General features: G+C 34.1%; 16 protein-coding genes. 9 read left to right on the top strand and 7 right to left on the bottom strand.

Annotation, left to right across the window (positions count from 1 at the left end; all coding sequences use genetic code 11):
* Positions 1 to 111: 111 nt before the first annotated feature.
* The 7 genes from GSY47_RS04820 to GSY47_RS04790 form a co-directional block, all read right to left on the bottom strand.
* The gene (locus GSY47_RS04820) at positions 112 to 2,709 is read right to left on the bottom strand and encodes an alpha/beta hydrolase family protein (RefSeq protein ID WP_179003598.1); all 2,598 of its coding nucleotides are present in this window, start codon (positions 2,707 to 2,709) and stop codon (positions 112 to 114) included.
* Between the two features lie 24 nt (positions 2,710 to 2,733).
* Entirely contained in the window at positions 2,734 to 4,710 is a 1,977-nt protein-coding gene (locus GSY47_RS04815) for a TlpA family protein disulfide reductase (protein ID WP_179003599.1), read from the bottom strand.
* An 11-nt stretch (positions 4,711 to 4,721) separates the two neighbouring features.
* Positions 4,722 to 6,077: a RagB/SusD family nutrient uptake outer membrane protein gene (locus GSY47_RS04810; RefSeq protein ID WP_179003600.1), complete on the bottom strand. Its 1,356-nt coding sequence runs from the start codon at positions 6,075 to 6,077 to the stop codon at positions 4,722 to 4,724.
* 19 nt (positions 6,078 to 6,096) lie between these two features.
* Positions 6,097 to 9,657, bottom strand: coding sequence for a SusC/RagA family TonB-linked outer membrane protein (locus tag GSY47_RS04805; RefSeq protein WP_219071131.1), 3,561 nt, complete (start codon positions 9,655 to 9,657; stop codon positions 6,097 to 6,099).
* A gap of 176 nt (positions 9,658 to 9,833) precedes the next feature.
* Entirely contained in the window at positions 9,834 to 10,886 is a 1,053-nt protein-coding gene (locus tag GSY47_RS04800; RefSeq protein ID WP_179003602.1) for a FecR family protein, read from the bottom strand.
* A gap of 75 nt (positions 10,887 to 10,961) precedes the next feature.
* A complete protein-coding gene (locus tag GSY47_RS04795; protein WP_179003603.1) occupies positions 10,962 to 11,507 on the bottom strand; it encodes an RNA polymerase sigma factor in 546 nt (181 codons plus the stop codon).
* Between the two features lie 293 nt (positions 11,508 to 11,800).
* Positions 11,801 to 13,342 carry a tetratricopeptide repeat protein gene (locus tag GSY47_RS04790; protein ID WP_219071130.1) on the bottom strand — a complete coding sequence of 514 codons (1,542 nt, stop codon included), beginning with the start codon at positions 13,340 to 13,342 and terminating at the stop codon, positions 11,801 to 11,803.
* A 606-nt stretch (positions 13,343 to 13,948) separates the two neighbouring features.
* On the opposite strand from GSY47_RS04790, the gene GSY47_RS04785 reads away from it, so the two are divergent.
* The 9 genes from GSY47_RS04785 to GSY47_RS04745 all read left to right on the top strand — a co-directional run bounded on the left by GSY47_RS04785 (position 13,949) and on the right by GSY47_RS04745 (position 24,140).
* Positions 13,949 to 14,398, top strand: a complete 450-nt coding sequence (locus GSY47_RS04785) for an isochorismatase family protein (protein ID WP_179003605.1) — start codon at positions 13,949 to 13,951, stop codon at positions 14,396 to 14,398.
* Positions 14,399 to 14,509: 111 nt separating this feature from the next.
* Entirely contained in the window at positions 14,510 to 14,881 is a 372-nt protein-coding gene (locus GSY47_RS04780; protein WP_179003606.1) for a hypothetical protein, read from the top strand.
* A 292-nt stretch (positions 14,882 to 15,173) separates the two neighbouring features.
* Positions 15,174 to 16,085 carry a hypothetical protein gene (locus GSY47_RS04775; RefSeq protein ID WP_179003607.1) on the top strand — a complete coding sequence of 304 codons (912 nt, stop codon included), beginning with the start codon at positions 15,174 to 15,176 and terminating at the stop codon, positions 16,083 to 16,085.
* Between the two features lie 4 nt (positions 16,086 to 16,089).
* On the top strand, positions 16,090 to 18,069 hold the full coding sequence (locus GSY47_RS04770; RefSeq protein ID WP_179003608.1) for a TonB-dependent receptor plug domain-containing protein: 1,980 nt from the start codon (positions 16,090 to 16,092) through the stop codon (positions 18,067 to 18,069).
* A 5-nt stretch (positions 18,070 to 18,074) separates the two neighbouring features.
* Positions 18,075 to 18,443 carry a hypothetical protein gene (locus GSY47_RS04765; protein ID WP_179003609.1) on the top strand — a complete coding sequence of 123 codons (369 nt, stop codon included), beginning with the start codon at positions 18,075 to 18,077 and terminating at the stop codon, positions 18,441 to 18,443.
* A 250-nt stretch (positions 18,444 to 18,693) separates the two neighbouring features.
* Positions 18,694 to 19,560, top strand: a complete 867-nt coding sequence (locus tag GSY47_RS04760; protein WP_219071129.1) for an MbnP family protein — start codon at positions 18,694 to 18,696, stop codon at positions 19,558 to 19,560.
* A 162-nt stretch (positions 19,561 to 19,722) separates the two neighbouring features.
* Positions 19,723 to 20,739 carry a cytochrome-c peroxidase gene (locus GSY47_RS04755; protein ID WP_179003611.1) on the top strand — a complete coding sequence of 339 codons (1,017 nt, stop codon included), beginning with the start codon at positions 19,723 to 19,725 and terminating at the stop codon, positions 20,737 to 20,739.
* A gap of 192 nt (positions 20,740 to 20,931) precedes the next feature.
* The gene (locus tag GSY47_RS04750; protein ID WP_179003612.1) at positions 20,932 to 22,416 is read left to right on the top strand and encodes a DUF1254 domain-containing protein; all 1,485 of its coding nucleotides are present in this window, start codon (positions 20,932 to 20,934) and stop codon (positions 22,414 to 22,416) included.
* Positions 22,417 to 22,520: 104 nt separating this feature from the next.
* The gene (locus GSY47_RS04745) at positions 22,521 to 24,140 is read left to right on the top strand and encodes an arylsulfatase (protein WP_179003613.1); all 1,620 of its coding nucleotides are present in this window, start codon (positions 22,521 to 22,523) and stop codon (positions 24,138 to 24,140) included.
* Positions 24,141 to 24,159 lie beyond the last annotated feature (19 nt).

The following is a 24,159-nucleotide window of genomic DNA, read 5'->3' as shown; positions in this document are numbered from 1 at the left end:
CGCTTCCGCGAAAACGCTGATAAAACGGATTTTAAATGTTTTTATCTGTGTAAATCCGCGTTTTCGCAAGGCGAATCCGTTTAATCCGCGTTTAATTTTAAGGCATTCTAATTACATCCAGTCTGGTTTTGCTGTACCTTTTAAGTAGTAATCAAAATACTGTTGCATTTTGAGTGTCCAGTCTTTTCTGTTGGCAGCATCGTCTAAAGTATGCCCTTCCTTTTTGTAGTTTACTAATAAAGCAGGTTTTCCTAAACGACGAAGTGCAAAGAATAAAGATTGTCCTTCCTGATAAGGAACTGCGCGGTCATTATCATTATGGAAAATCAAAATTGGTGTTTTGATGTTTTTCGCAGAAAATAAAGGCGAATTTTTGATGTATCCGTCAAGGTTATCGTGCATTGAACTTCCCATACGGTATTGATCGGCTTCGTATTTAAACATAGTCGAAATACCATTCGATCTCATAACAGGATAATTGGCAGTAAAGTTGCTTACGCCTGAACCTACAATTGCACAAGTAAAAAGATCTGTTTTAGTCGTTAAGAAAGAAGTTTCGTAACCGCCAAAACTGTGTCCTTGAATTCCGATTTTACCTTTTTCAGTAATACCGTTTGCAATTAAATATTCGACTCCGCTCATAACATCGTTGTAAACACTATTGCCGACATCTCCGTAAACATAATGCACATCTGGTTGAAATACGATATAACCTCTGCTTAAATAGGTTGGGATATTAATGTTAGAAGAACTTACTTCCGGTTGTTGATAGGTAGTAAAATCTGTAGTGTGTTTTTCATAAAAATGAACAATTACGGGATATGTTTTTTTACTGTCGTAATTGTCTGGAAGATATAAGTTTCCTTGATTTTCTTTTCCACTAAAGCTTTTCCAAGTCAATACTTTTGCAGTTCCCCAAGCATATTCTTTTTGTTGCGGATTGATATCTGTCATTTTAGATTGTGATCCAAAAGTAGAAGTTCCCCACCATAAATCCGGGAAAATGGTGTAGCTTGATTTTGAAAACAAAACACTTGAATTATCTCCAGAAACGGCTTCAATTCGTACGCTATAATCCGGGTTTGCAAATATTTTTGCTACCGAATTATTGTTGTTTAATTGGTAAACGCCTTTAGATTTATGATCAAAATCAAAACCAACCAAAGTAACCGTTTTCTTTTGGTCTAAATTGCCTATAAAGCCTTCTTCTCCGTATCGAAGTTCCACTTTGTTTTTTCTTCCGTAACCTTGCGTCAGCGAATAAGCTTTTTTCTGATTCGTAAGATCGATTGCCCACAAATCAAACTGATCGTATAAAACTACTGTATTTCCATTGTTTAACCAGCCCGCAATTCCATAAGCTGTATTAGCCGATTTCATGTCTACATTATCATCTGAAAGTGGAAAAGGAATCTGAGAACTAATGTTTTTAAACTGCATAGAAGCAGGGTCAAAAGCAGTCCATACTTTTTCTTTTTCGTCATAATAAACAGCAAAACTTCCCTGTGGATTCCAAGTTGGATTTCCAAAAACGCCAGTCAGTACTTTGGTCGATTTTCCTGTTGTAGCATCAATCCAATATATATCGTTGCGTTCGTTAAAAGTCCAATCGGTTTCTACTGCATACGGTTTTTTATCAATCGCAAAAACACCTTTAAAAGTACCAGATTCCGGAATTAAAACCTGATCAAATTCACCTGTTGAAGCCACTTTGATCACTTTTTTGTCTTGGATATTATAAATGAATTTCTGTTCGCTCGGAAGCGTTTTAGAATTTCTCAAAAGTTCCTGTCTGCGTTCCATAGTTCCCTGATTGGATCTCCAGATTTCTACATTTGATTTTGCAATCTGTGTATTTTCAGGACGTTTATTTGAGTTTACTAATAACGTAATGAAATTGCTGTTTTCGTTTAATCCATACGCTACTTTAGAAATAGAAAAATCAGGATTATTCAAATTGATTTCATCATAATTGAATACAAAATGATTTTTATTAGTATTCAAATTAAAATAATAAACCATGTTGAAATCAGCACTATTAGCACCTTTTAAAGTAAAACTACCGCCGTTTTCTTTTTCATTTAATTGAAAATCGCCAAAATCAGAAGCTTTTCCGCTGTAAATAGTTTCTTGTTTTCCGCCAATTGCTCCGTGTTTTAGAAAAACCTGATCTTTTTCAATTTGCACATAAACAATCGATTTGTTTTTTAAAAAACGAGAAGATTTGATATTGTTTACAAAAGTACTGTCGTTGCTTTCTAAATTATAACAAACCAAACGCTGTAAATAGATTGCTCCTTTTGGTGATTCAGGACGAGTGTAATATAAGAAGTCGGTTCCTTCAAGTGGATTGGTGTAATGCTTGCTTTTCCAAAGTTTTTTAACTCCTGTTTTTAAATTTTGCAAAAGCGTACTATCATTTTTACTGTACTGAATCCAGTCTTTTTTTCCGATGAATTTTAAATCATTAATATCATTTAAAACCAAACGTTTTCCCTTTGGAGCTTCCTGAATAATGATCTGTTTTTTGTTTTCTTTTTCCTCATCCTGAAAAACGGTGCTGTACGACATCCATTTTCCGTTGTATGACAAAGCTTTAGAGTTAATTCTTTGCCACGATTGATAAGCTGATTCGTCTACTGCTTTTTTCTGTGCAGATAAACTATGTACACTCAAAGCGAGTGTACACAGTAAAACTATTTTTTTCATATTTTTTTGATTTTCAAAAAGCAATTATTCGTTTTTCAAAGTATTGATAACGTTGGTAAGTTCATCCACTAATTGTCCTGGATTTCCAGAATATCCTTCAGATGTAAAACGGATTTTTCCATCTTTGATCACTACTTTTCTAGGGATGCCGCTTGAATTAAAAATTTTAGCATATTGGCTGAAAGAAGCGTTATTTGTACCGCCTCCTTTTTTAACTAAATCAAAATGAGTAGTGATTTTTAACCCTTTTTCTTTTAAATATGCCAAAGCTTCTTTCTTGTAGCCTTCTTTAGTTTCCTGAGTGCTTATAAAATAAATTTCAACTTGTTTGTCTTCTTTAAAGTTGTTTACCAATTGCTGCATTGCCGGAAACGCTTTTTTACAAGGCCCGCACCAGGTTGCCCAGAAATCAATTACAATGATTTTTCCACTGTTTAAAGCCAGTTCTTTTGTTTTTCCGTCAGCTGATTGTACTTTAATTGCAGGAGCTGCGATATCAATCAGGGCGATTTTTTCTTCCGCTTTGTTTTCTTTTTTCAATTGCTCTAAATAAGCGGGAAAATCAGCTTCTTTTTTTCCTTCTTTTAAATAGATTTCTTTCAGCTTGGCCGTTGCGCCTTCTGATAAAGTATTGGCTCTTGCCGCATTTTTTAAAACTTCAATAATTGGTTTGTTAAATGCTTCTAAAGCTTTGATGTGAATATCGTTGATACTCGCTTTTTCGTAACGTTTTTCGAATGGAAGCAAAGCAAATGTTTCTAAAACTTCTTTATACTTTTTCAAAATATCGTACATACGAATCTGAATTACCAATTCGTTGTTAAGCTGCGTTTTTGCATTTTCTGTTGCCTGATTTGGTGACCAGTAAAGTCCTGACATATAAGACATGTCGTTTACTTTTTGCTGCATCTGCTGTATCATTGGTACTGCCATAGTTTCGATTACAGCAGGATCAACTACTTTTAAGTATAATGCTTTTGAAATATTCTGATGGTAAGCATCATTTAAATTAGCAAAATTCATTGTTGGAATCATAGCCAAAATGGTTTTGTAATCTTTCGTTTCGAAATAGTAGCCAAACTGCATTTTTGTGATGTTATCATAAAAATATTTTTGGTGAGGCGGTACTTCTGAATTGTTTGGAAAATCAGCTAAGAACTGTGTAATTACTTTGTTTCTTTCTGCTGCATCCTGAATCGGCATGATTTTTTGGTATGCTTTGAATCTTACATGGCTTCCTTTTGGAAATTGTTTTTCGATTACTGTTTCAAGAGAATCTGCCTTTGTTTTATTCTTTAAATCGAATAAATAAATGTGGTGTACTTTTGTGTACACTTCTTCAGGAAGTCCTTTCATATTCTTTGTGAAATCGGCTAAAAACTTGCTTCCCAATTCCTGAAACTTTTCAGGTTTTTGTTTTTTCAATACATCAAAGTACGTGTCAAAAAACTCTGGAAATCGGTCTCCGTGATCTTTTACTTCTTTTTTAAGCCAATATTCTGTAGCATCTCCATCAATAGAAAAATCTTTGAAGTAACCGCCAAACTGACCGTTAAAGTCTTTGTTTCTAAAAGTTGCCCAAGCTAAATCTGCGCCCGGCATTTTTACTTTTGGTTCTTTAAAAGCCACCAGCATATATCCTGTATCTTGATTAGTGTCGGTAACTAATCCATTTTCGGTATTACCGTAGAATTTGAAAGCCATAAAAGCACAGTTTTTTGGAACTGTAAAATCGGCGCTGTAAACAGCGCCATTTTTTTTCATTTTAAGGTCTTCAATTTCCCATCTGTAATCATTGAAAACATAAGCATAACCGCTGATATTTTTAACGTTTTCTAATGGTCCGCCTTTTGGATCATAAGTCATGCTGAAAGATGCTCCCGGAATCGGAATGTCCACCATGCCTTGTAATCTCGATTTAACTTCTTGACTCGTAACCTGTAAGGTAAAAGCGCAGAACGCCAATACCAATAATTTGATATTCTTGATTTTTTTAAACATTGTACGTTTTTTTATTTCCCTAATTCAGGGCTTAGATCGATATAATTTTGATTGATTGGGAATACATAACCACCGCTGTTTGGTTCTAAAGTATAGGTTTGGCCTTTAAAAACTCGAGTATATGTTTTTCTATAAGCTGGATCTAGATTTAATCGTCTTTGATCAAACCAGCGGAAACCTCTTCCGATGAATTCTTTTCTTCTTTCGGCTAAAACCAAATCCAGAGCTTCTTTGTTTGTTGTTGCGGTAACAGTGTAAGCTGCTCCCGATTTAAAACGTTTTGCTCTCAGAATATTTAGATAATTAACTGCCTCTGTAATTTTGCCAGATCTTGCATAACATTCGGCTGCAATCAGATACATTTCAGGTACAGAAACTCCAATATTAATTCCGTTTGTATAACTGTAAGTATAAACTCCGAAACCTCTTCCTGTATAAGTAGGATAGAAGGAAGTTCCCGGAGCAGTATAATAATTGTAGCGTAAATCATCTGTTCCAAAACTATTTAAAAGTTCTGTTGATAATGGCGCACCGTTATAAGTTAAAAGCAAAGTTTTTGAAAATATAACTTCAGGATTCTGAATCAAAACCGGATAGCTGTATGCTGTAGCTAACGATTTAAAATCGATTAAACCATTTTGCATCTGTAAAGCTTTCTCTGCATTTTCAAGACTCAATTGATATTGTCCCATCAATAAATAAGTTCTCGCAAGTAATCCGTAAACGGCTCTTTTTGAAGGAAGCACATTAAACTGAGGGTCATCCTGAATGCCATTATCCAAAGCGCTTTTTAAATCAGAAATGATTTGATCGTAAACTTGACCTACTGTGTTTCTGTCTAAAGAAGAAAACAATTCTGGTTTTAATAACAAAGGCACTGCTTTTTCTGAATTTGCAGAAGCTGGATCAAACTGTGGCCCATAAGTATTTACCAATTGTAAATAAGCAAATGCTCTGTGTACAAAGGCTTCAGCATAAATTTCTTTTTTTTCTGCTTCAGTTCCTTTTTCACTTCCCATTACGCCATCCAGAATTACGTTACTGTAATAAACGGCTTTGTATAATCCTGTCCAGTCTGAATCCCCTTGAGATGGATCATAGATTCTATCCTGCCAAGTATAACTGTTGCCCCAAATAGTAGTAACTCCGTTTTGATAAGTTGTTGGAAATTCAACATCAGCATTAGCAATAAGATAAATTCCTCCAGAGGAAGTTATATCATTATAATTATTGGCTATGGCTCTGTAATCAGAAGTATATTTTAAAATTCTGTTGTTTCCAACCTGTTCCACTTCAACATAATCTCGACATGAGTTTAGTAAAAGTAAAGGAAGGAATATATATAATGTGGATTTAAGAAATTTCATAATGATCTGTTTTTTTAAATTAAAAACTGCAATTAAACTGTAAAGAGTAATTACGCTGCGGTGGAAGCGTATTATAGTTATTGTTTGACAGGTATTGAGGATCGATTCCTAAATCATTTTTAACCCATAGCAATCCTAAATTTCTCGCTGCAAAATTGAAACTTAACGACTTAATAAAAGTTTTTTGCAACCACTCTGAAGGGACATTGTATCCTAATGAAACTTGCTGTAATCTTACGTTATCAGCAGGTAGTACATTAATATCTGCCATTTGGTAACGGTTCAAACTGTTAAAGCTGATATTGGTAAGACCAGGAACGTTTGTAAAAGCTTCGTCTCCAGCTTGTCTCCATCTGTCTGCTACCAGTTCGTCTTTTGCGACAGCTCCATATTGCACTCCAGAATAAGAAGGATAATTTTGTAAGACAGTATTTCTAAATACATGTCCTGCATAATAGGTAATCTGAACTCCTAATCTGAAATTTTTAAAAGAGAAATCATTCATAAGTCCTCCAAAATAAGGAGCAAAAGTAGTTCCCATATACTTTAAATCTTCTTTATCAATCGATGCAATTCCTTGAGTTGAATTCACAATTGTTCCGTCTTTTTTATATACAGTAGATTGACCAGTATTATCTAAACCTGCCCAATTATAAGCGTAAACATATCCGATAGGCTTACCTTCGGTTGTTACACCAGATAGATATTGGTTAGTAGTAGTCGCCTTAAAACGAGAGTCTGTAACTTCATTAGTATTATAAGAGAAATTAAAAGTGCTATTCCATTTAAAAGCAGTGTTTATAATAGTTCCTGAAAGAGATAAATCTACTCCATGTCCTTTTAAGGTACCTGTATTGTAATTTACGAAAGACCAGCCATAAGTTGGATTAAAAGGAAGATTTACTAAAATATCTTCTGTTTTTTTATAATAAAAATCAACACTTCCTCGTAAACGATTATTGAAAAAACCGTAATCTAAAGCGTAATTGAATGTTGATGTTGTCTCCCATTTAATTTCAGGATTTTGAGGTATGCTGATAGATCCTGTTGGTAACTGCGTATTAAAATCGACAGATCCAATGCTGATTACAGGGCTTTGGCTTCCGAAACCACCACTAGGAGAAACTCCTGCCTTACCATAAGTAATTCTAAAAGCTAAATTGCTTAACCAGTTTACATCTCTTAAGAAAAATTCTTTATTCATATCCCATTTACCTCCTACAGACCAAAGTGGCAATGCTCTATTTTTTTTAGAAGCTCCCACTAAGTTAGTATCATCAAAGCGGACACTTCCTGAAACATGGTAGCGGTTCATAAAATCATAAGAACCCAGCCCATAGTAGGACAAATAACGGTTTCTTGATTTACTGATGCTATTGTCAGAAGTTCCAATAATGCTCTGCCATCCATAAACCGTATTGTAATAAACGGTAGGATTTACAGATTGACCTGAATTAGTATCTACATTATAACCGTAGTATCTTTGGCTTGAGCCTTCTCTGCGTTCTTCTCTAATTTCTGTACCTGCTAAGAAGTGTAAGCTGTTGTTTTCATTTAAATTCTTATTGATATTCATTTGAAAACGCATACTCTGAGTATCATTGTTAATGTTCGTGTTGTATAAATAAGAACCCAGCGGTATACCATAAACTAATTTCCCAGCTGTATTAACAGATGTTGCCTGGTTAATCATGTTTCGAGTAAAATAACTATCCAGTTCACTTAAAGATTTGGTCTTATTTGTAATAGAAGTATACATTCCTGATGCTTCAAAATTTAACCAATCTGTAACTGTTGCTGTTAAACTCGCATTTAATCTAATGTTAGCTCCTTTGGTTATCACATTAGAATAATTTAATTCATCTAAATAATTGTAAGACCAAGGTAAATATCCTTTTGCTTCAAATCCTTTTGAAACTTCAGGTCTGAAAAGGAAATAACGGTTAATTCCATTTCCGTTTTCATCAGCGATCATATCATACGGACGCAAAGCCGTAGCCGATACATTTGACAAAGCTTCGTTTGCAACTGTATTGGTTTGATACGATGTTGGAACATAATTGACTCCTGTATTTAATTTTAAAAAGCTTTTAAGCTGAAAAGAGTTATTTAACGTGATATTGTAAGATTGAGAATCATTTCCTCTCATGGCAGCATGATCTTTATTGTATCCTAAAGATAAATAGTAAGTGCTTTTTTCATTTCCGCCATTTATAGATAAATCGTATTGTGTTGTAACTGAATTTCGAAGTAAATATTTGTTTATCTGTCCTAAGTTATCATTTTGTCCAAGTTGGGCTAATAACTGATCTCTTTGCGCTATCGAAATTTCGCCTCTTTTTTGTCTAAACATAATTTCCTGCGCGGCACTTGGATTAAGAGCCTGCCAGTTCGAAATGTTATCAGCAACGAATCCACCATTCACAAGGTCTTTTTCATAATCAATATATTGGGCCGTATTCATAACACGCAGTTTTCCCAAATCTATTTTTTCTCCAATGCTTGTAGTCGTATTGAAGCTTATTGTTGGTTCTCCTTTTTTGCCTTTTTTGGTTGTAATTACAATAACACCATTAGCAGCCATAGATCCCCAAATTGAACTTGCAGCGGCATCTTTTAAAACGGTTATACTCTCTACATCATCTGGATTAAGAAAACTTAAAATAGAAGATCCTGGCACTCCTCTTTTAGAAAAAGCAAAATCTTCTCTTGATTGTGGAAAACCATCAATAACGATTAATGGCTGCCCTGTTCCGCTATAACTATTAGTTCCTCTAACACTGATAGAACCTGTTCTTGGATCAACATTTACACCAGCCAGTTTTCCTTCCAATCTTGACTGAATGTCAACTGTTGGAACTTCCGCAAGTTCTTTTGCGGTCATTACCCCAATAGCACCAGTAACTCTTTCTTTCGGAATTTCAGTATAACCATTTGATACTGCAATCTCTACAGTATGTAATTCCATAACATCTGGTACAAGTACTGCATCTATAATTCGTTTATTATTAACAGGAACCGTAACAGTTTTAAAACCTAAAGAGCTGAAAACGATAGTATCGTAAGGAGAAACCCTCATTCGATATTCACCTTCTTTTCTGGTGATATCCCAAGATTGTTTGCCTTTTAGAATTACGTTTACACCAATAAGCGGTAAGCCTTTTTTATCAGTAACTTTACCAGTTAAGTCATATTCCAGCTGTTCTGCTTTCTTTTTATTTCTTTTTACAACAACTTGTTTATCAATAATATCAAAGGTTAAATTGTTGCTTCTTAAAGCATTATTTAAGATTTCTTCCAATGTTGCGTCTTTGTCCAATGTAATAGTATTGGCCGATTTTAGCACATCATCATTATAGAAGAAGACATAGTTAGTCTGTTTTTCTAAAGTAGAAAATACCTCGGTTAGTGGCGTGTTCTTGAAACGAACATGTATTTTATTTTGTCCTAAAGAAGGGTTCGCATATAAACTACACATACTTATCCAGATAAATGCAGTAACAGATCTCATAAGCAGCAGATATAGGTAATAGTGGTATCGTCCAGAAAAATACTTTTCTGAATTATGTTTTTTATTCATAATTTTGTTTTGAATTTAAGAGATAGTCAATTAGCGTTGACTACAGTTCTACAATGCCAAAAGATGGTTCCAACATCTTTTGGTTTTTTTTTGGTTAGTTTTTACAAATAAGGTTGATATGTTTATTTCTGGTCTTATATCATAGGCTTTGGTGGTTTTAGAATTGATTTTTTTATTTATTTAATTGTAATAGTTCTTTGGTTTGCGTTAACAGTACAGTTGTTGTTGGTAATACTCGCTAAAGTACTAGCCAGTGAATTCAGGTTTTCATTTAAAGCAAATGAGCCGGAGTAATTGGCGTCAAGATTTAAATTTTCTCCTTTTATAAATTCAATTTTATAATATTTTGAAAGTTTCCCTAAAATGGTATTCAAAGACTGACTTTTGAAAGTAAAATAACCTTCTCTCCAAGACAATATTGAAGCCACATCTTTTCGTTCTACTTTAAGCTGTTTTTGATCTTTGTTGATTGTAGCAATCATTCCAGGTGTTAAGTCTTCCTGAATTTCTTTGTTGCTTAACAATCCTTTTTTGTTGTATGTAATTCGGACTTTTCCTTGCAATAAAGCAGTTTGAATCGTTTCATCTTCAGGATAGGAACTCACATTGAAAACTGTTCCAAGTACACGGACATTACATTCTTTTGTCTTTACGAAAAAAGGCTTGGCTTTGTTATGTGCGACATCAAAAGCCGCTTCACCAGTTAAATACACTTCACGAATCGATCCGTCAAATTGAGTTGGATAAATTAAAGATGAACCTGAATTCAGCCAAACGGTTGTTCCGTCGGTTAAAACGATTTGCGTTCTTTTTCCGTAAGGAACTCTAACCGTATTAAAAGAAGCGCTGTTGGAGTTGGTATTGATAGCCAGTTCTCCAACCGTAACTTTTTTGCCATTTTTTCCATAACTAATGATTGAGCTGTCTTGTACAGCAATAGTCTTCTGATCTTGCAGGACAAGAGAGATATCCTCTAAGTCTTCATTAGATTCAGTTGTTGCTCCTTTTTCAGCAAAGAGCTCTAAATCTGTTTTAGGTTTGCTTACTGGAGTTCGGTTCAGAAACAATCCAGCTAAAAGTGCCACGCTCGCAGCAGCAGAAAAGGCGATTAATCTTTTCTTTTTCCTGCGTCTGGTTTCTTTTTGTTCCAGCTCGATTAGTCCATGACGAATTTGATTCTTTAAAGAATCTTTTTCGTCGTTTGATATTTTATTAAAATTAATTTGCAAGGCGATGTTTTTATGGGGTATATAATACTAAGAGAACGACTCTTGTAAAACATAGACATAAAAAATAACCTTTTTTTAAAGTTTTTTTCGAAGTTCTTTCAAACACCTGTATATCAGTGTTCTGCAAGACTCAATAGAAATGTCTAAAATAGAAGCAATTTCTTCATAAGGTTTGTCTTCGTTAAATCTGTAGAATAAAGCTTTACGCTGTTTATCGGTAAGTTCTTCCATTGCAAAAGCCAGTCTGGAGTTCAGCGCTTGATGGTTTTCTTCTTCGATTAAAGTGTCTTCAAAAGAAAGTTCTTTTAATATAACCGAATCATAGTCAGTACTTAAAGAAAATGTTTTTTGAGTGGCTTTATGTTTTTTTAAAACATTTCGCTGTGTGATTTTAAACAAATACGATTTTACATTGACATTTTCGGCAAGACCGCTTCGGTATTTGTAAATGTCTAAAAACACGTCGTGAATCGCATCTTTAGCGATAGAAGTTTCGTTAGTATATTGTAAAGCAAAAGTAAGTAAAACATCAGCGTAGCTATCATACAGCTTCTCAAAGGCGGTAATGTCACCTTTTTTGATCTGCTGCCATAATAAAATATCTGATGTGGTATTCTCCATTTAAGGAATAAAATTGCTATTGTTTTTGGGCAAATCTATAACTTTTATCAGTTGATTGAATAATATTTCGAATATTTCGCATCATTTTGAAGATTTTGGTCAAAATAATGGCGATAATTTTGTTAAAATGAGTTTGAAAGAATTGTGTTGATATTTGCTTGAAATGAAAGAGCTCTTTTGTAGAAATAATCTTTTTCTTAACATTACTGCAAAGTAAAAATAAACTGAAAAAACAGTTTAACTCATTCAATCTCTTTAAGCTAATGATTAATAAAATTCAAAATTGTAAACGTTTATGCCACATCGTTATTATTTTGAAGATAGGTAATAAAAGCCAAAGGAGAAACGCCTGTAATTTTTTTGAAAGTAATAGTAAATCGAGTGTGCGAAGCAAAACCAGCTTGATCGGCCAGATAACTTATTTTATATTTTAAATAACTCGGATCGTTTTTTAAGCAATCGACGATATAATTGATTTTTAACTCATTAATATATCCCGCAAAATCTTTTGATTTATGTTTATTGATAACATAAGACAAATAACGGTGGTTGATATTTAATTCTGAAGCCACAGAATTGAGCGATAAGGTTTTATTGAGATAAAAAAGGGAATTTTCAAATTCGTTTAGTTTTTCCAGAATTGCATTTTCAGTTGCCTCAGACATGTATTCTTTGGAAGCATCTTTCTTTATTTCGGGTTCTGTTTCTTCTTTAAAAGCAACTTTGTTATTTTCGATAAAAGCTTTTATTTTTTTATGATCCTGTTTTCTTTTGTAGATATATAATGCGATGGTAGTTAAAATGGAAGAAGCACAAATACCTAAAATGATAAGTTTGTGTTTTTGATATTTAGACTGACTGTCCAAATGGTTTTTTCGGATGGAACGAATTAAATCATCTGCAATTACCTTTTTATTGTCATTGTCAGCTTTTGCCAGTTTTAGATTTTTTTCATTGTAAGTGATGTATTTTTTGGAATCGGTCTTTTTGTAGAATTCCATTAACGAATTATAAACCTCTTGTTTTAAGGCAGAGTAATCCGATTTTTCGGCAATTTCTTCCGCTTTTTTATAATTCAATAAAGCTTTTTTGTAGTCTTTCGTTGAAACATAGACATTTGCTAAACCATTATAAATAAAACCTTTTAAAGGACTGTCTTGAGACAAAGATTCTTGTAGTTCTTTTTCAGCTTTTTCGTAATGGTATAAAGCAGAGTCCGCTTTATGCAGTTCAAGATAGTTACGGGCAATAAGTTCATCGTTAATTGCAATTTGATAATTTTTATCGCTTACAGAAGCTGCCTTTTCAAATAATTGAATTCCTTTTTTTAGATGTAAAATAGCTTTAGAATAATTAGATTCCAGCAGTTCATAACAAGCAAGCTCCTGAGATAAATTTCCTTGAAAACGAAACATTTCACTTTCGTCCTTGATTTTTTTACTAATCGTAACGGCTTTGTTCAGATATGTTTTCCCAATGTCATAAATCTCGCTTTCACGGTAAAGCGAAGCCATAAAGCCATAAATTTTAGCCTGAAAAGCATAATCTTTATCCAGCAAAGCCAAACTATCGGCTTGTTTTAATGCATTAATTGCTTCATTATTAATTCCGTATTGATACAAAAGATGCGCCTTCAGCATACGCGTTTTTATTCTGTCAGTGTTGTTTTTTGCGAGTGTATAGAGATAATCAGTATTACTCAAAGCTTTTTTCGGATTTGAACTTAACAAAATCTGATAGGTTTCGGTATAAATACTTTCGAATGACTGCTGTGGATAACAGAGGCAATGCGAAAGAAAACAAGCAAGTAGGAGGAGAGTATTTTTTAATTGCATGTGGTATTTAGTTATAAATTAAATCAAACAGTTTTATATTATAAATATATATTCTATTGTATTAATATGATTTTAGTATAGTAAACGGGGAATGTAGGCATAATTTTTCAAAATATAGTTGGGTATTTGTTTTCTTAACAACATTAAATTTTATGTGTAATTAGTCTTGCTTTATTTGCATCAAATGGATAAACTTTGACCTAATTAATTGAAGTTTTAATACTTAAAATTTGATTGTTTTTTAAGAGGTTTTAATTCAGTTGTTTACGTTTTTTTTGTCGGAGAAATATTTTACTTATTACGTAATTGGTAAAGAAACGCTCCATTTTTGCCTGTTTCAAATGACTAGTTTCGCAGCTAAGTTTTTAAATGAAACAAAATAGTTTTTGTTTTAAAGCTTTTTTTGTTGGGCTGCTGGTTTCGTCAAAAGCTGCACAATTTCTCCCATTTTTATTTCCTTAAATACATTAAACCAATCCTGTTTATGGCAGGCTCTAGAGGGGTCCGGAGTATATTTGTTTTTTAATGTTTGCAATAGATTTGGATTGAACTTAGCAACTGAAACCAGCAGTATTTTTTTTAGATTTTAAAGGTTAATATACTGTAATGAAAAGAAAATATACCAAATCTGCATTATTGTTGTTGGACATACAAAACGATTATTTTTACAAAGGGAAAATGGAGTTTCAGGGAAGTTATGAAGTGGCTTCTGAAGCAAAGAAAGTTTTAGAAATTTTCAGAAAGAAACGAAGAACTATCATTCATATCCAGCATATTGCAGTGCATAAAAATGCTTCTCATTTTATTTCTGGAACTTACGGAGCAGAAATATATGAAGAAGTTAGGCCTATGGAAGGAGAAACTGTGATTACTAAAAATAATCCCAATAGCTTTATACAAACGGATTTATATGATTATTTAAAGAATAACCAAATTGAAAATCTAACCATTGTAGGCATGATGGATAATATGGCTAATGATCCAACTGTTCGAACAGCTAAAGACTTGGGGTTCAATGTACAGTTGGTAGAAAGAAAGGCAACATCAATTGTATAAAGAAAAGGGATAAAAAACTATTTCGTTAAATTAAATAAAAGAAAATAGTAGATTTGGTTAAAACAAATATAAAAATGATGTATTTTTGCGCTCAAAACAAGTAACGAGCAGTTGAAAAGGTTAATCATCATAGCACTTTCTATATTAATTTTATCTCCTTCCTTTGGAAGCTTGTTTGTATATGCTTCTTTCAAAATCAACCAGGAAGAAATTGCAAAAACGATTTGTGTACAGCGCAAACAGGTTTTTAACAATTGTAACGGTCGATGTGAACTTCAAAAAAGCATCAAAAAATATTCTGATAACGAAAAGAAAATGCAGGACAGCCTAAAAGAAAAATTAGAGCTTGTTTATGTTCAAAACACGGCTGAAGTTGTGATCAACGCAGTTCCTGTTATCGAATCAAAAGAAAATACTTCTATTTTGTTCGAAAAGAAACCTATCAAGGCTTCTAATCTTACTTTTCATCCTCCGCTCGTTTAATTCGAGATCATTTTCTATTTTTAAATCCTAATGGCATTGTTTTTTTTGGAACGATGTAAAAAGAGGCAATATTTTGTATTTCTTACTATATTTTAAATATTGTAGAAATTCAGTTTAATACTTGAATCTGCGTTGGTTTTTCATACAAAAAGAATTGATCTTATCCCTTCAATTGAAAATGCTTTAATCCATTTTCAATTCAAAACACCATTAAAATTTCACGGCATTTGGACTTTCCTAAAAGGATGGTTTTATGTTGCATTTTAAAACGTTTTTCAAACATTCATTACCAATGAAATCTTTTAAAATTTTAGTCATTGCACTATTAGGTGTGATTACTTCCTGTACAATCGATAAAACAGATTATGAAGCTGAAATCGGTTCACAAGTTCCAGAATATTATGAGTTTAAAGAAGCTGTTTCGTTAACCAGCGGGAATTATAAAATTAGCATTGAAGCTTTAAACGGAACCTTTTATAAAGGTTATAACGAACTTCATCTAAAAGTTAGCAATACACAAACCAATCAAAGTGTAAGTGCATCTGAAGTTACTGTTTTACCAATACTAAATACTTCGAGTTCTTGTCCGCACGAATACAATGTATCGTATGATGCGACAAATAAATATTTCGCTGGATATGCTGTTTTTACGAGTGAAACAGCAGTTTCAAACAGCTGGAAATTATATATAAGTTTTAAAGCTGACAATCAGAAATATGAAATCAATAAAGATATTTCGGTTGAAAAACAGAGCAATAAAAACTTGAATATGACCACTTTTACAGGAAAAGATAACGAACAATATGTAATTGCGTTAATTTCTCCGCAAAAACCAAAAGTGGCAGAAAATCCTTTAGTTGCGGGTATTTACAAGTACAATAAACCAACAATTCCTGCTGGTACTTTTCCAGATCCTTCTCAGTTTTCTTATTCAGAAGTAAGCGGTTATACTTTAAAATTAGATCCAAGAATGCCGGAACCTTCAATGGGAAATCATTCTTCGCCAAACAATCAGGATTTAACACAGCAGAATGATGGTTTGTATCATGGTGTTGTCAATTACACGATGACGGGAAATTGGACTTTAAACTTAATCCTTATGAACCAAAACGGATTGATTTTGAAAGGAACCGTAGTTCCAACCGATTTCACGCCGGGAGTAGAAGGGGTGAAGAGCGAACTATATATTGATACTTTATTCTAAAAACATGAAATATATAATAATGTTACTTTTTTTGGGAATGTCAGTAACAGCTCAAAATTCTCATGCGCACCACGACAGCATCAAAAATTTAGAAGAAGTTCAGGTAAAAAATGCGACCAAAAAGAAAATTGAAACCGAAATGAAAATGGCGGTTTCTGTAGATGAGTATTTGTCTTCGGCAGATAATATCAGTTTTATCAAACGCGGTGCCTATGCTTGGGAACCACTTTTGAATAATATGAGCACAGAACGTTCTACAGTAACCATTGACGGAATGCACATTTTTGGAGCTTGTACAGATAAAATGGATCCGATTACGTCTTATGTAGAAAGTAATAATCTTTCGGCAATTGATATAAAATCAGGACAGGAAGGAAGTTTACACGGTTCTACTATTGCTGGAAGCATCGATTTAAAAAGAAAAAGCACACCTTTTGGTCTTGCTAAAAAATGGAACGGAGCTTACCAAAGCGGTTTCGAATTTAATAACAAACAATTTTTCAATCTTGGAAATGTAGCTTATTCAGGTGAAAAATTTGTTGCCGAAGGAAGTATTTCGTACCGAAAAGCAGATGATTATTATGACGGAAATGACAATGAAGTAAAACATTCGCAATATAAAAAGTTCAATACATCATTAGGATTTGCTTATAAAACAAGTGATTTGTCTGCTGTAAGAGTAGACGCAATTTTTGATATGGCAAAAGATGTGGGATATCCAGCACTTCCAATGGATTTATCGCTTTCTCGTGCTTTAATTACGTCAGCTTCATACAAACAATTATTTGAAGATGGCTTGGTAAAAGTGATTGATTCCAAAATTTATTTCAACGCGATCGAACATTATATGGACGATACGACACGACCAGAAAACTTAGTTCACATGGATATGCCGGGCTGGAGTACGACTTATGGTTTGGTTTCGAAAGCCAATTTGAAAAAGAACAGTTATTCGTCTGAAATACAATTGAACGCCTACGATAATCTTTCGATTGCAGAAATGAGAATGTATCCGCAGGATAGAAGCAAAAGAACGATGTTTGCTTACAGTTGGCCTTGGGTTACCACTCGTTATGCAGGACTTTCGATGAATAACTCTTGGGAACTTTCGGAAAAAAGTCAGGTAAATTTAGGTGGTTCTTTGGGTGTGAATTACAATTACTCTAAATATGTCGAATTCAACTGGATTTTCCATCCAGGAGCACCTCAGGAAAAAACAAGATTTTTACCGAGTCTGCATGCTGGCTACAATTTGAATATTGATCAATTTAATTTTTCAGTCGGAACGGGTTACGGACATAGAGCACCGTCTGTTTCTGAAGGCTATGGCTACTATATTTACAATAGTTTTGATCGCTACGATTATATCGGAAATCCTGATTTAAAAAATGAAATTTCGTATGAAGGAAATGCAAGTGCTGGTTTCAAAAACGAAAGATTAAGCATTCAGGGCAAACTGAATTATTTCTACATAGAAAACTATATTATTGGTAGAATCCTTAGCATGGGAAGTCCAATGAATTATCAATCGGTTGGAGTAAAAGGATATACTTCATTAGATTATGCCACGCTTTTGAATATGTCAATGAATGTCAGTTATGATATTTTAGAACATTTACATTGGAACGGAACTTTGACTTATGCACGTGGTATGGATAATAATGGCGGGAATCTGCCTTTTATTCGTCCGTTGAGTTATTTGACTTCACTTCATTTTATGCATAAAAATTTCGGAATCCAGACTTCTGTAAATGGCGATTTTGAACAGATCAATTATAGTCCAGAATATGGAGAGGATTTGACAGGAGCTTATGTAATCTGGAATCTTTCTGCGAATTATTCATTCAAAATAAATCAAATGAAGACCGTAGTTCAGGTCGGAGCAGAAAATTTATTAAATGAATACTACAGCACTTACGCCGACTGGGGAAATATTCCGAGAATGGGGCGTAATATTTTCACTTCTTTAAAATTCAATTTCTAATAATAATGAAAAAAGTTTTTAGTATCACAATGATAATCTTGCTGCTGTTGGTTTCTTTCCAGCAGGCATTGATTATTGTGCACTTTAAACTGAATCAAAAGAATATAGAAAAAGAATTCTGCGTCAATAAAGCCAAACCAGAATTGCAGTGTCACGGTAAATGTCATTTGAAAAAAGAGCTTGAAAAATCAGATAATAATAGTGATTTAGAACTAAATAGCATTAGTAAAAACATCGACATTATTTTGACTGCTGAAATTGAATTTACATTGAATATTATTAAAGAAATAAATTCTAAAAAAGTATTGATTTACAAAGAGACAGGCCAAACAGAACCTTGCCTCGAAATTTTTGTACCACCGCCTATTTGCTGATTAGCTCATCAAATTAAAATTAATTTAAACACATAGAAACATAGTTTTTCGGAGTGTAGAAAATAGGCGTTTCACTTGTATTAATACACATAGTTATTTGTTAAATGACGTGTCATTTTTATTTCATCTTTATCAGGTCAAATAAAATCTATGTTTCTATGTGTTTAAAATTATTACAGTTAGGATGGAACAAGATGTGCCAAAAGCATCTTTTAGGCATAATTAATTACAAAAATTTAAATATCAAAAAATGCAAAATTTAAAAAAATACTTTTTATTATCCCTTGTTTCTTTGGGATTCGTATCGTGTTCAAGCGATGATAACAATCCAGCAGCGAATAATGTAACCTTAGAATTCAATAATACTTTCAAAAATACCACTATTGTTTTAGGAAATGCAGCTTCGACTTCGGCTACAGCCAATACTTCTGCAGCTGGGCAAGCACATCATTTTTCGGAACTAAAATATGTCATCAGTAATATTCGTCTGGTAAAAGATAACGGAGATGAAGTTCCATATAGTGTAAACGATTTGGACAAAGGGGCAACAGTAATCGATCAGGCAAAAACAGCTTCTTTAAGTTATGTTTTAAGCAATGTACCTTCAGCAACTTACAAGCAGATTAAATTTGGTTTAGGGATCAAAGCAGAGCAAAATACTTTAGATCAGGTAAGATTTCCAAATTTCTATGCTGCGGCAGGTGCAAATGACACAGCGATGATGTGGGAATGGGGAAGTGGTTATCGTTTTACCAAAATTGAAGGTTTTTATGATGCAGATAATAAAGCAATGTCTATTCATACAGGCAGCACAGTCGAAGGAACTGCTCCAAACTATACACAAGGTGTTAATGCTTACAGAGATGTGACTTTAAACCTGACGACAAATGCAGTTGTGGGAAGTACTGCTCCTAAAATCAAAATTAAAGCCGATTTTGACAAATTGTTAAGCGGTAAGACCAATACAATAACACTTTCTACAGGAACAGGAATGAACGATAATGCCACTCCAAACGTTCACACGGCAGCTCAAATGGTAAAATTTGTAGATAATTTGGGAGGAAACGGATCAAGCGATATAACAGGAATGTTTTCTGTGACTGCTGTAGAAAACTAAAAAAGGGTATGCGGATGAAACGGATTTACTTCGTAAAGCCACGGATAAATACAGATTATTTTAAAATCCGTTCAAATCCGCGTTTTCGCGATAGCGAATCCGTTTAATCCGTGTCCTATTTCCAGAGCTGTTTAAACGGTTCAATTTTAAAATTCATTTAAAATGAAAAAAATACTAGGTTTCGTAATAGCAATATTGTTTCTGACTTCCTGTAATAGCGAAGATTCGGAAATGCTGGCTATTGATAATCCTGAAATTGATTTAAAAATTCCGGCTGATTTTCCGGAACTGAATGCTTTTGTAAGTCAGAACAAACCCACTCAATATGGTGTAGAATTAGGAGAAAAACTTTTTTCAGACAAAAGATTCAGTGCAGATAATACTATATCCTGTTCCAGCTGTCATATTCAGGAAAATGCTTTTACAGATCAAAAAACACAAGCAGTTGGAATTGAAGGCAGAATCGGACTTCGTAATACACCTTCGATTCAGAATTTGGCTTTTATGAAATTCTACAATTGGGACGGAAGTAAATTACAGCTTGAAACACAGCCTTTAGTTCCTATTATCACACATGAAGAAATGGATTCTTCGATTTTGGAAGTAATCGGTAAAATTAAAGATGATGCATCATATAAAGACTTATTTAGAAAAACTTTTGGTGATGAAAACATTACTCCGGACAGAATTTACAAAAGCATTGCACAGTTTGAATACACACTGATTTCTGCCAACAGCAAATATGATAAAGTAAAACGAAAAGAAACCTCTTTTTCAGAAAGTGAATTAAAAGGCTATCAAATCTTTCAGCAGAAATGTGCGAGCTGCCATGCAGGAGAATTATTTACGGATCAGAGTTTTAGAAATATTGGTTTCCCTTTAAATACGGATACTAATGAAGCGGGACGCGCTAGAGTAACAGGAGTTTCATCAGACTTTATGAGTTTTCGAGTTCCGACTTTAAGAAATATCGAATATACGGCTCCGTATGGAAGTTTTGGCCAGTTTTCAACTTTAAAATCTGTTTTAGATTATTTTGATGATGGTGTTTTAGATGCCGATAATTTGGATCCGATTTTTAAAGGAAATGGAAAAAAGATGCCACTCACAGAAGAAGAAAAGATAAATCTCATTGCATTTATGAAAACCCTGAGCGATACAGAATTTTTAAAAAAATAATAAAACATCAGGTTTATAAAAGGCAAAAAAAAAGCTAAACTGAAAAGTTTAGCTTTTTTTTTGCCTTTTAGATTAAAAGTTTGTTGCAGATTATAATTTGAAACCTAAATATCTTATAAAAAGTAATATGATTCTGATATCCATCCTAAATTTGATTTTGGTTTTATGTATAATCATCTAATAATCAGTTTTATGAAAAAAATAGTTTTATATCATGTTTTATTATTGTTTGTAATTAGCGCCTGTAAGAAAGAATCTGAAATAAAAAAAGATTCTAACGTTCCTGCTGTTTCTAATTCAGAACAATATGAATTTGTTGGCGGTTATCCGACAGAAGCTACCATTAAAAAAGCTTATGATGATGCCGATCTTACTCGTGCTATACAAGTTTATAAATTTTTCTATCCTACAGTTTCTGGAGAAGCAATAGTAAAAGGGAATGACAGTATTAAAATAAAGTCTAATAGTTCATTTGGTACTTTGGATACTAAGCCAGGACAAATTGGATTTACATTAAATTCAGATACGCCTTATGGACCTATACCAATTGATCTGTCAAAAGGGCCAATGGTTATTGATATCCCTAAAGGTCCACTGATTGTTGTTGCAATGGATGTTAACCAGCGTTGGGTAGCAGATATGGGAATTCCGGGACCTGATGCAGGAAATGGAGGAAAACATTTACTGCTTTCACCAGATTATAAAGGCGTTGTGCCTGCGTCTGGATATCATGTCTGGAAATCATCGTCAAATAATTTAACCGTTGGAATTCGTTCTCTTCCTGTTGGAGGAGATGTTAAAGCGGCCATGGATAGAATTAAAACAGTAAAAGTATATCCATTAAATAAACCAACAGATTGGAAAGAGCCAGATTGGCTGGAATTGAGCAATAAACCGCAAAATACAACACCCGTTGCTTGGGAAAATAACATCAAATATTGGGAAAATCTAAATGATGTAATACAGCGTGAGCCTGCTTTTGAAGGTTACAGAAATTATTATGGAGATCTTGCTGTATTGGGTATCAAAAAAGGACAGGCTTTTAAACCTGATGCGAGAATGAAAGAAATTCTTGAGAAAGCTGCAAAAATTGCCAATGCTCAAATGAGAGTACAATCGTTTGCCGATCGCCGTCCAGACCGAATTGTCTGGAAAGACCGCCAATGGGAATGGGTAGCACTTCGATTTGAGGATGGAGATTTTAACACTACTGACTATGTAGATCTTGACGGTCGTGAAACTTGGTTTTATCAGGCAATTGGGGCATCTCCTTCAATGTTTAGAAGAAAAGAAGGCTCAGGTTCATTATACTGGCTTGGACTTAAAGATAATACAGGAAAATATGTCGATGGAGGTAAAAATTATAAGTTGACTATTCCAACACCAGTTCCTGCCAAATTATTCTGGTCTATTACAATCTACGATGCAGAAACCCGCAGTCAAGTTCTTACAGATCAAAACAAAGCGGCTTTACGTTCACTATTTGAATTAAAAGATAAAATAGGTGGAAAAAGCATTGATTTGTTTTTTGGACCAAAAGCTCCTGCAGGTAAAGAAGGGCAATGGATAAAAACACTGCCAAACAAAGGTTGGTTTGCTTATATCCGTATATATGGACCAGAAGCTGCAGCTTTTAACGGTACTTGGAAACCAGGAGATTTTGAAGAAGTAAAATAATTTGTTGATTCTTTACGACGCACAAAAAAATCCCCATCTATACGCCTGCAAAGTTTTATATGCCATTTTTCAACTCATTTTTTAATCAATTAAATTTAAAAATCATGAAAAAAAATGTCTTACAATTAATTTTTGCGTGTTTGTTTTGCCTCAGTTTTATTGGCTTAATGAATGCCCAAACAAAGAAGAAACCAAATATCATTATGGTAATCTCAGATGATACAGGATGGGGAGATTTAGGCGTATACGGCGGTGGCGTAGGTCGTGGAATGCCAACTCCAAACTTAGATCGAATGGCCAAAGAAGGAATGCAGTTCTGGTCTTTTTATGGACAGCCAAGCTGTACGCCGGGAAGAGCCGCCATGATTACAGGAAGAATTCCAAATCGAAGCGGAATGACAACAGTTGCTTTTCAAGGGCAAGGTGGCGGACTTCCAGCTGCTGAATGGACTTTGGCTTCTGTACTAAAAAAAGCAAATTACAAAACCTATTTTTCGGGAAAATGGCATTTAGGAGAAGCAGATTACGCCATGCCGATTGCGCATGGTTTTGATAAAATGCAGAATGTTGTTCTCTATCATTTAAATGCTTACACTTATTGTTTTCCTTCGTGGAATCCAGATATGGCTCCTGAGATTTCTGCTTTTATTAAAAAATCGACCAAAGGAATTTTAGAAGGAGAAGCAGGTAAACCAGCTCGTGATACAGGCCCAGTTACGGAAGAAAATATTGCTGAACTGGATATTAATATGGTTGATAATAATTTGAAACAGCTTGATGAATACGGTAAATCCAAAGATCCATTTTTTATGTGCATCAATTTTGCGAAAAACCATCAGCCTAACTTACCATCCAAGCAATTTGTGGGTAAATCGCCGGCCAAAAGTAAATATGGCGATGCTGTTGTAGAAATGGATTATAACGTAGGACGTATTATGGATAAAATTCGCTCTCTTGGAATTGCAGATAATACAATCGTGATTTATACAGTTGATAACGGCGCTTGGCAGGATGTTCATCCAGATGCAGGATACACACCTTTTAGAGGTTCAAAAGGAACGGATAGAGAAGGAGGAAGCCGAGTTCCTGCCATTGCATGGTGGCCGGGACAAATTGAAGCAGGAAGTGTAAGCCACGATATTGTGGGAGGTTTAGATTTGATGGCAACATTTGCCGCTCTTGCAGGAGTTGAACTTCCTAAAAATGACAAAGAAGGCAAACCGATGGTTTTTGACAGCTACGATATGTCGAATGTTTTATTCAAAAAAGGAAAACCACTTCGTGACAGATGGTTTTATTTTACAGAAAATGAATTGTCTCCAGGAGCTGTACGTATAGGAAAATGGAAAGCGGTATTTAATACAAGAGGTGATAACGGAGCACAGGCGGGAAGCGATACACCAGGGCAACAATTAGGTTGGAGAGGCGATCAGACTTATGTAGCAACCGTTCCAGCTGTTTATGATTTGTGGCAAGATCCTCAGGAGCGTTACGATCTTTTCATGAACAGTTTTACAGAAAAAACATGGACGATGGTAATTTTTGATCAGGTTACTCTAGAGCTCATGAAAACGTATGCAGCAACTCCTCCAAGACCACAGCAAAGTGGTTCTTATGGCGGACCAATGGAAATTGGCAGATACAGAACTATCGAGCAGGCAAAACAATTACTAAATAGTAAAGAATTGGCTTTGCCACCTTTGAGTGTTGATCCGAAACAATAAAAAATTATATCATTTTATG

The organism is Flavobacterium quisquiliarum, assembly GCF_019308285.1.
Classification (GTDB): Bacteria; Bacteroidota; Bacteroidia; order Flavobacteriales; family Flavobacteriaceae; genus Flavobacterium; species Flavobacterium quisquiliarum.
The sequence above is the reverse complement of the archived record's forward strand: the minus strand, read 5'-3'. Positions and strand labels throughout refer to the sequence as shown.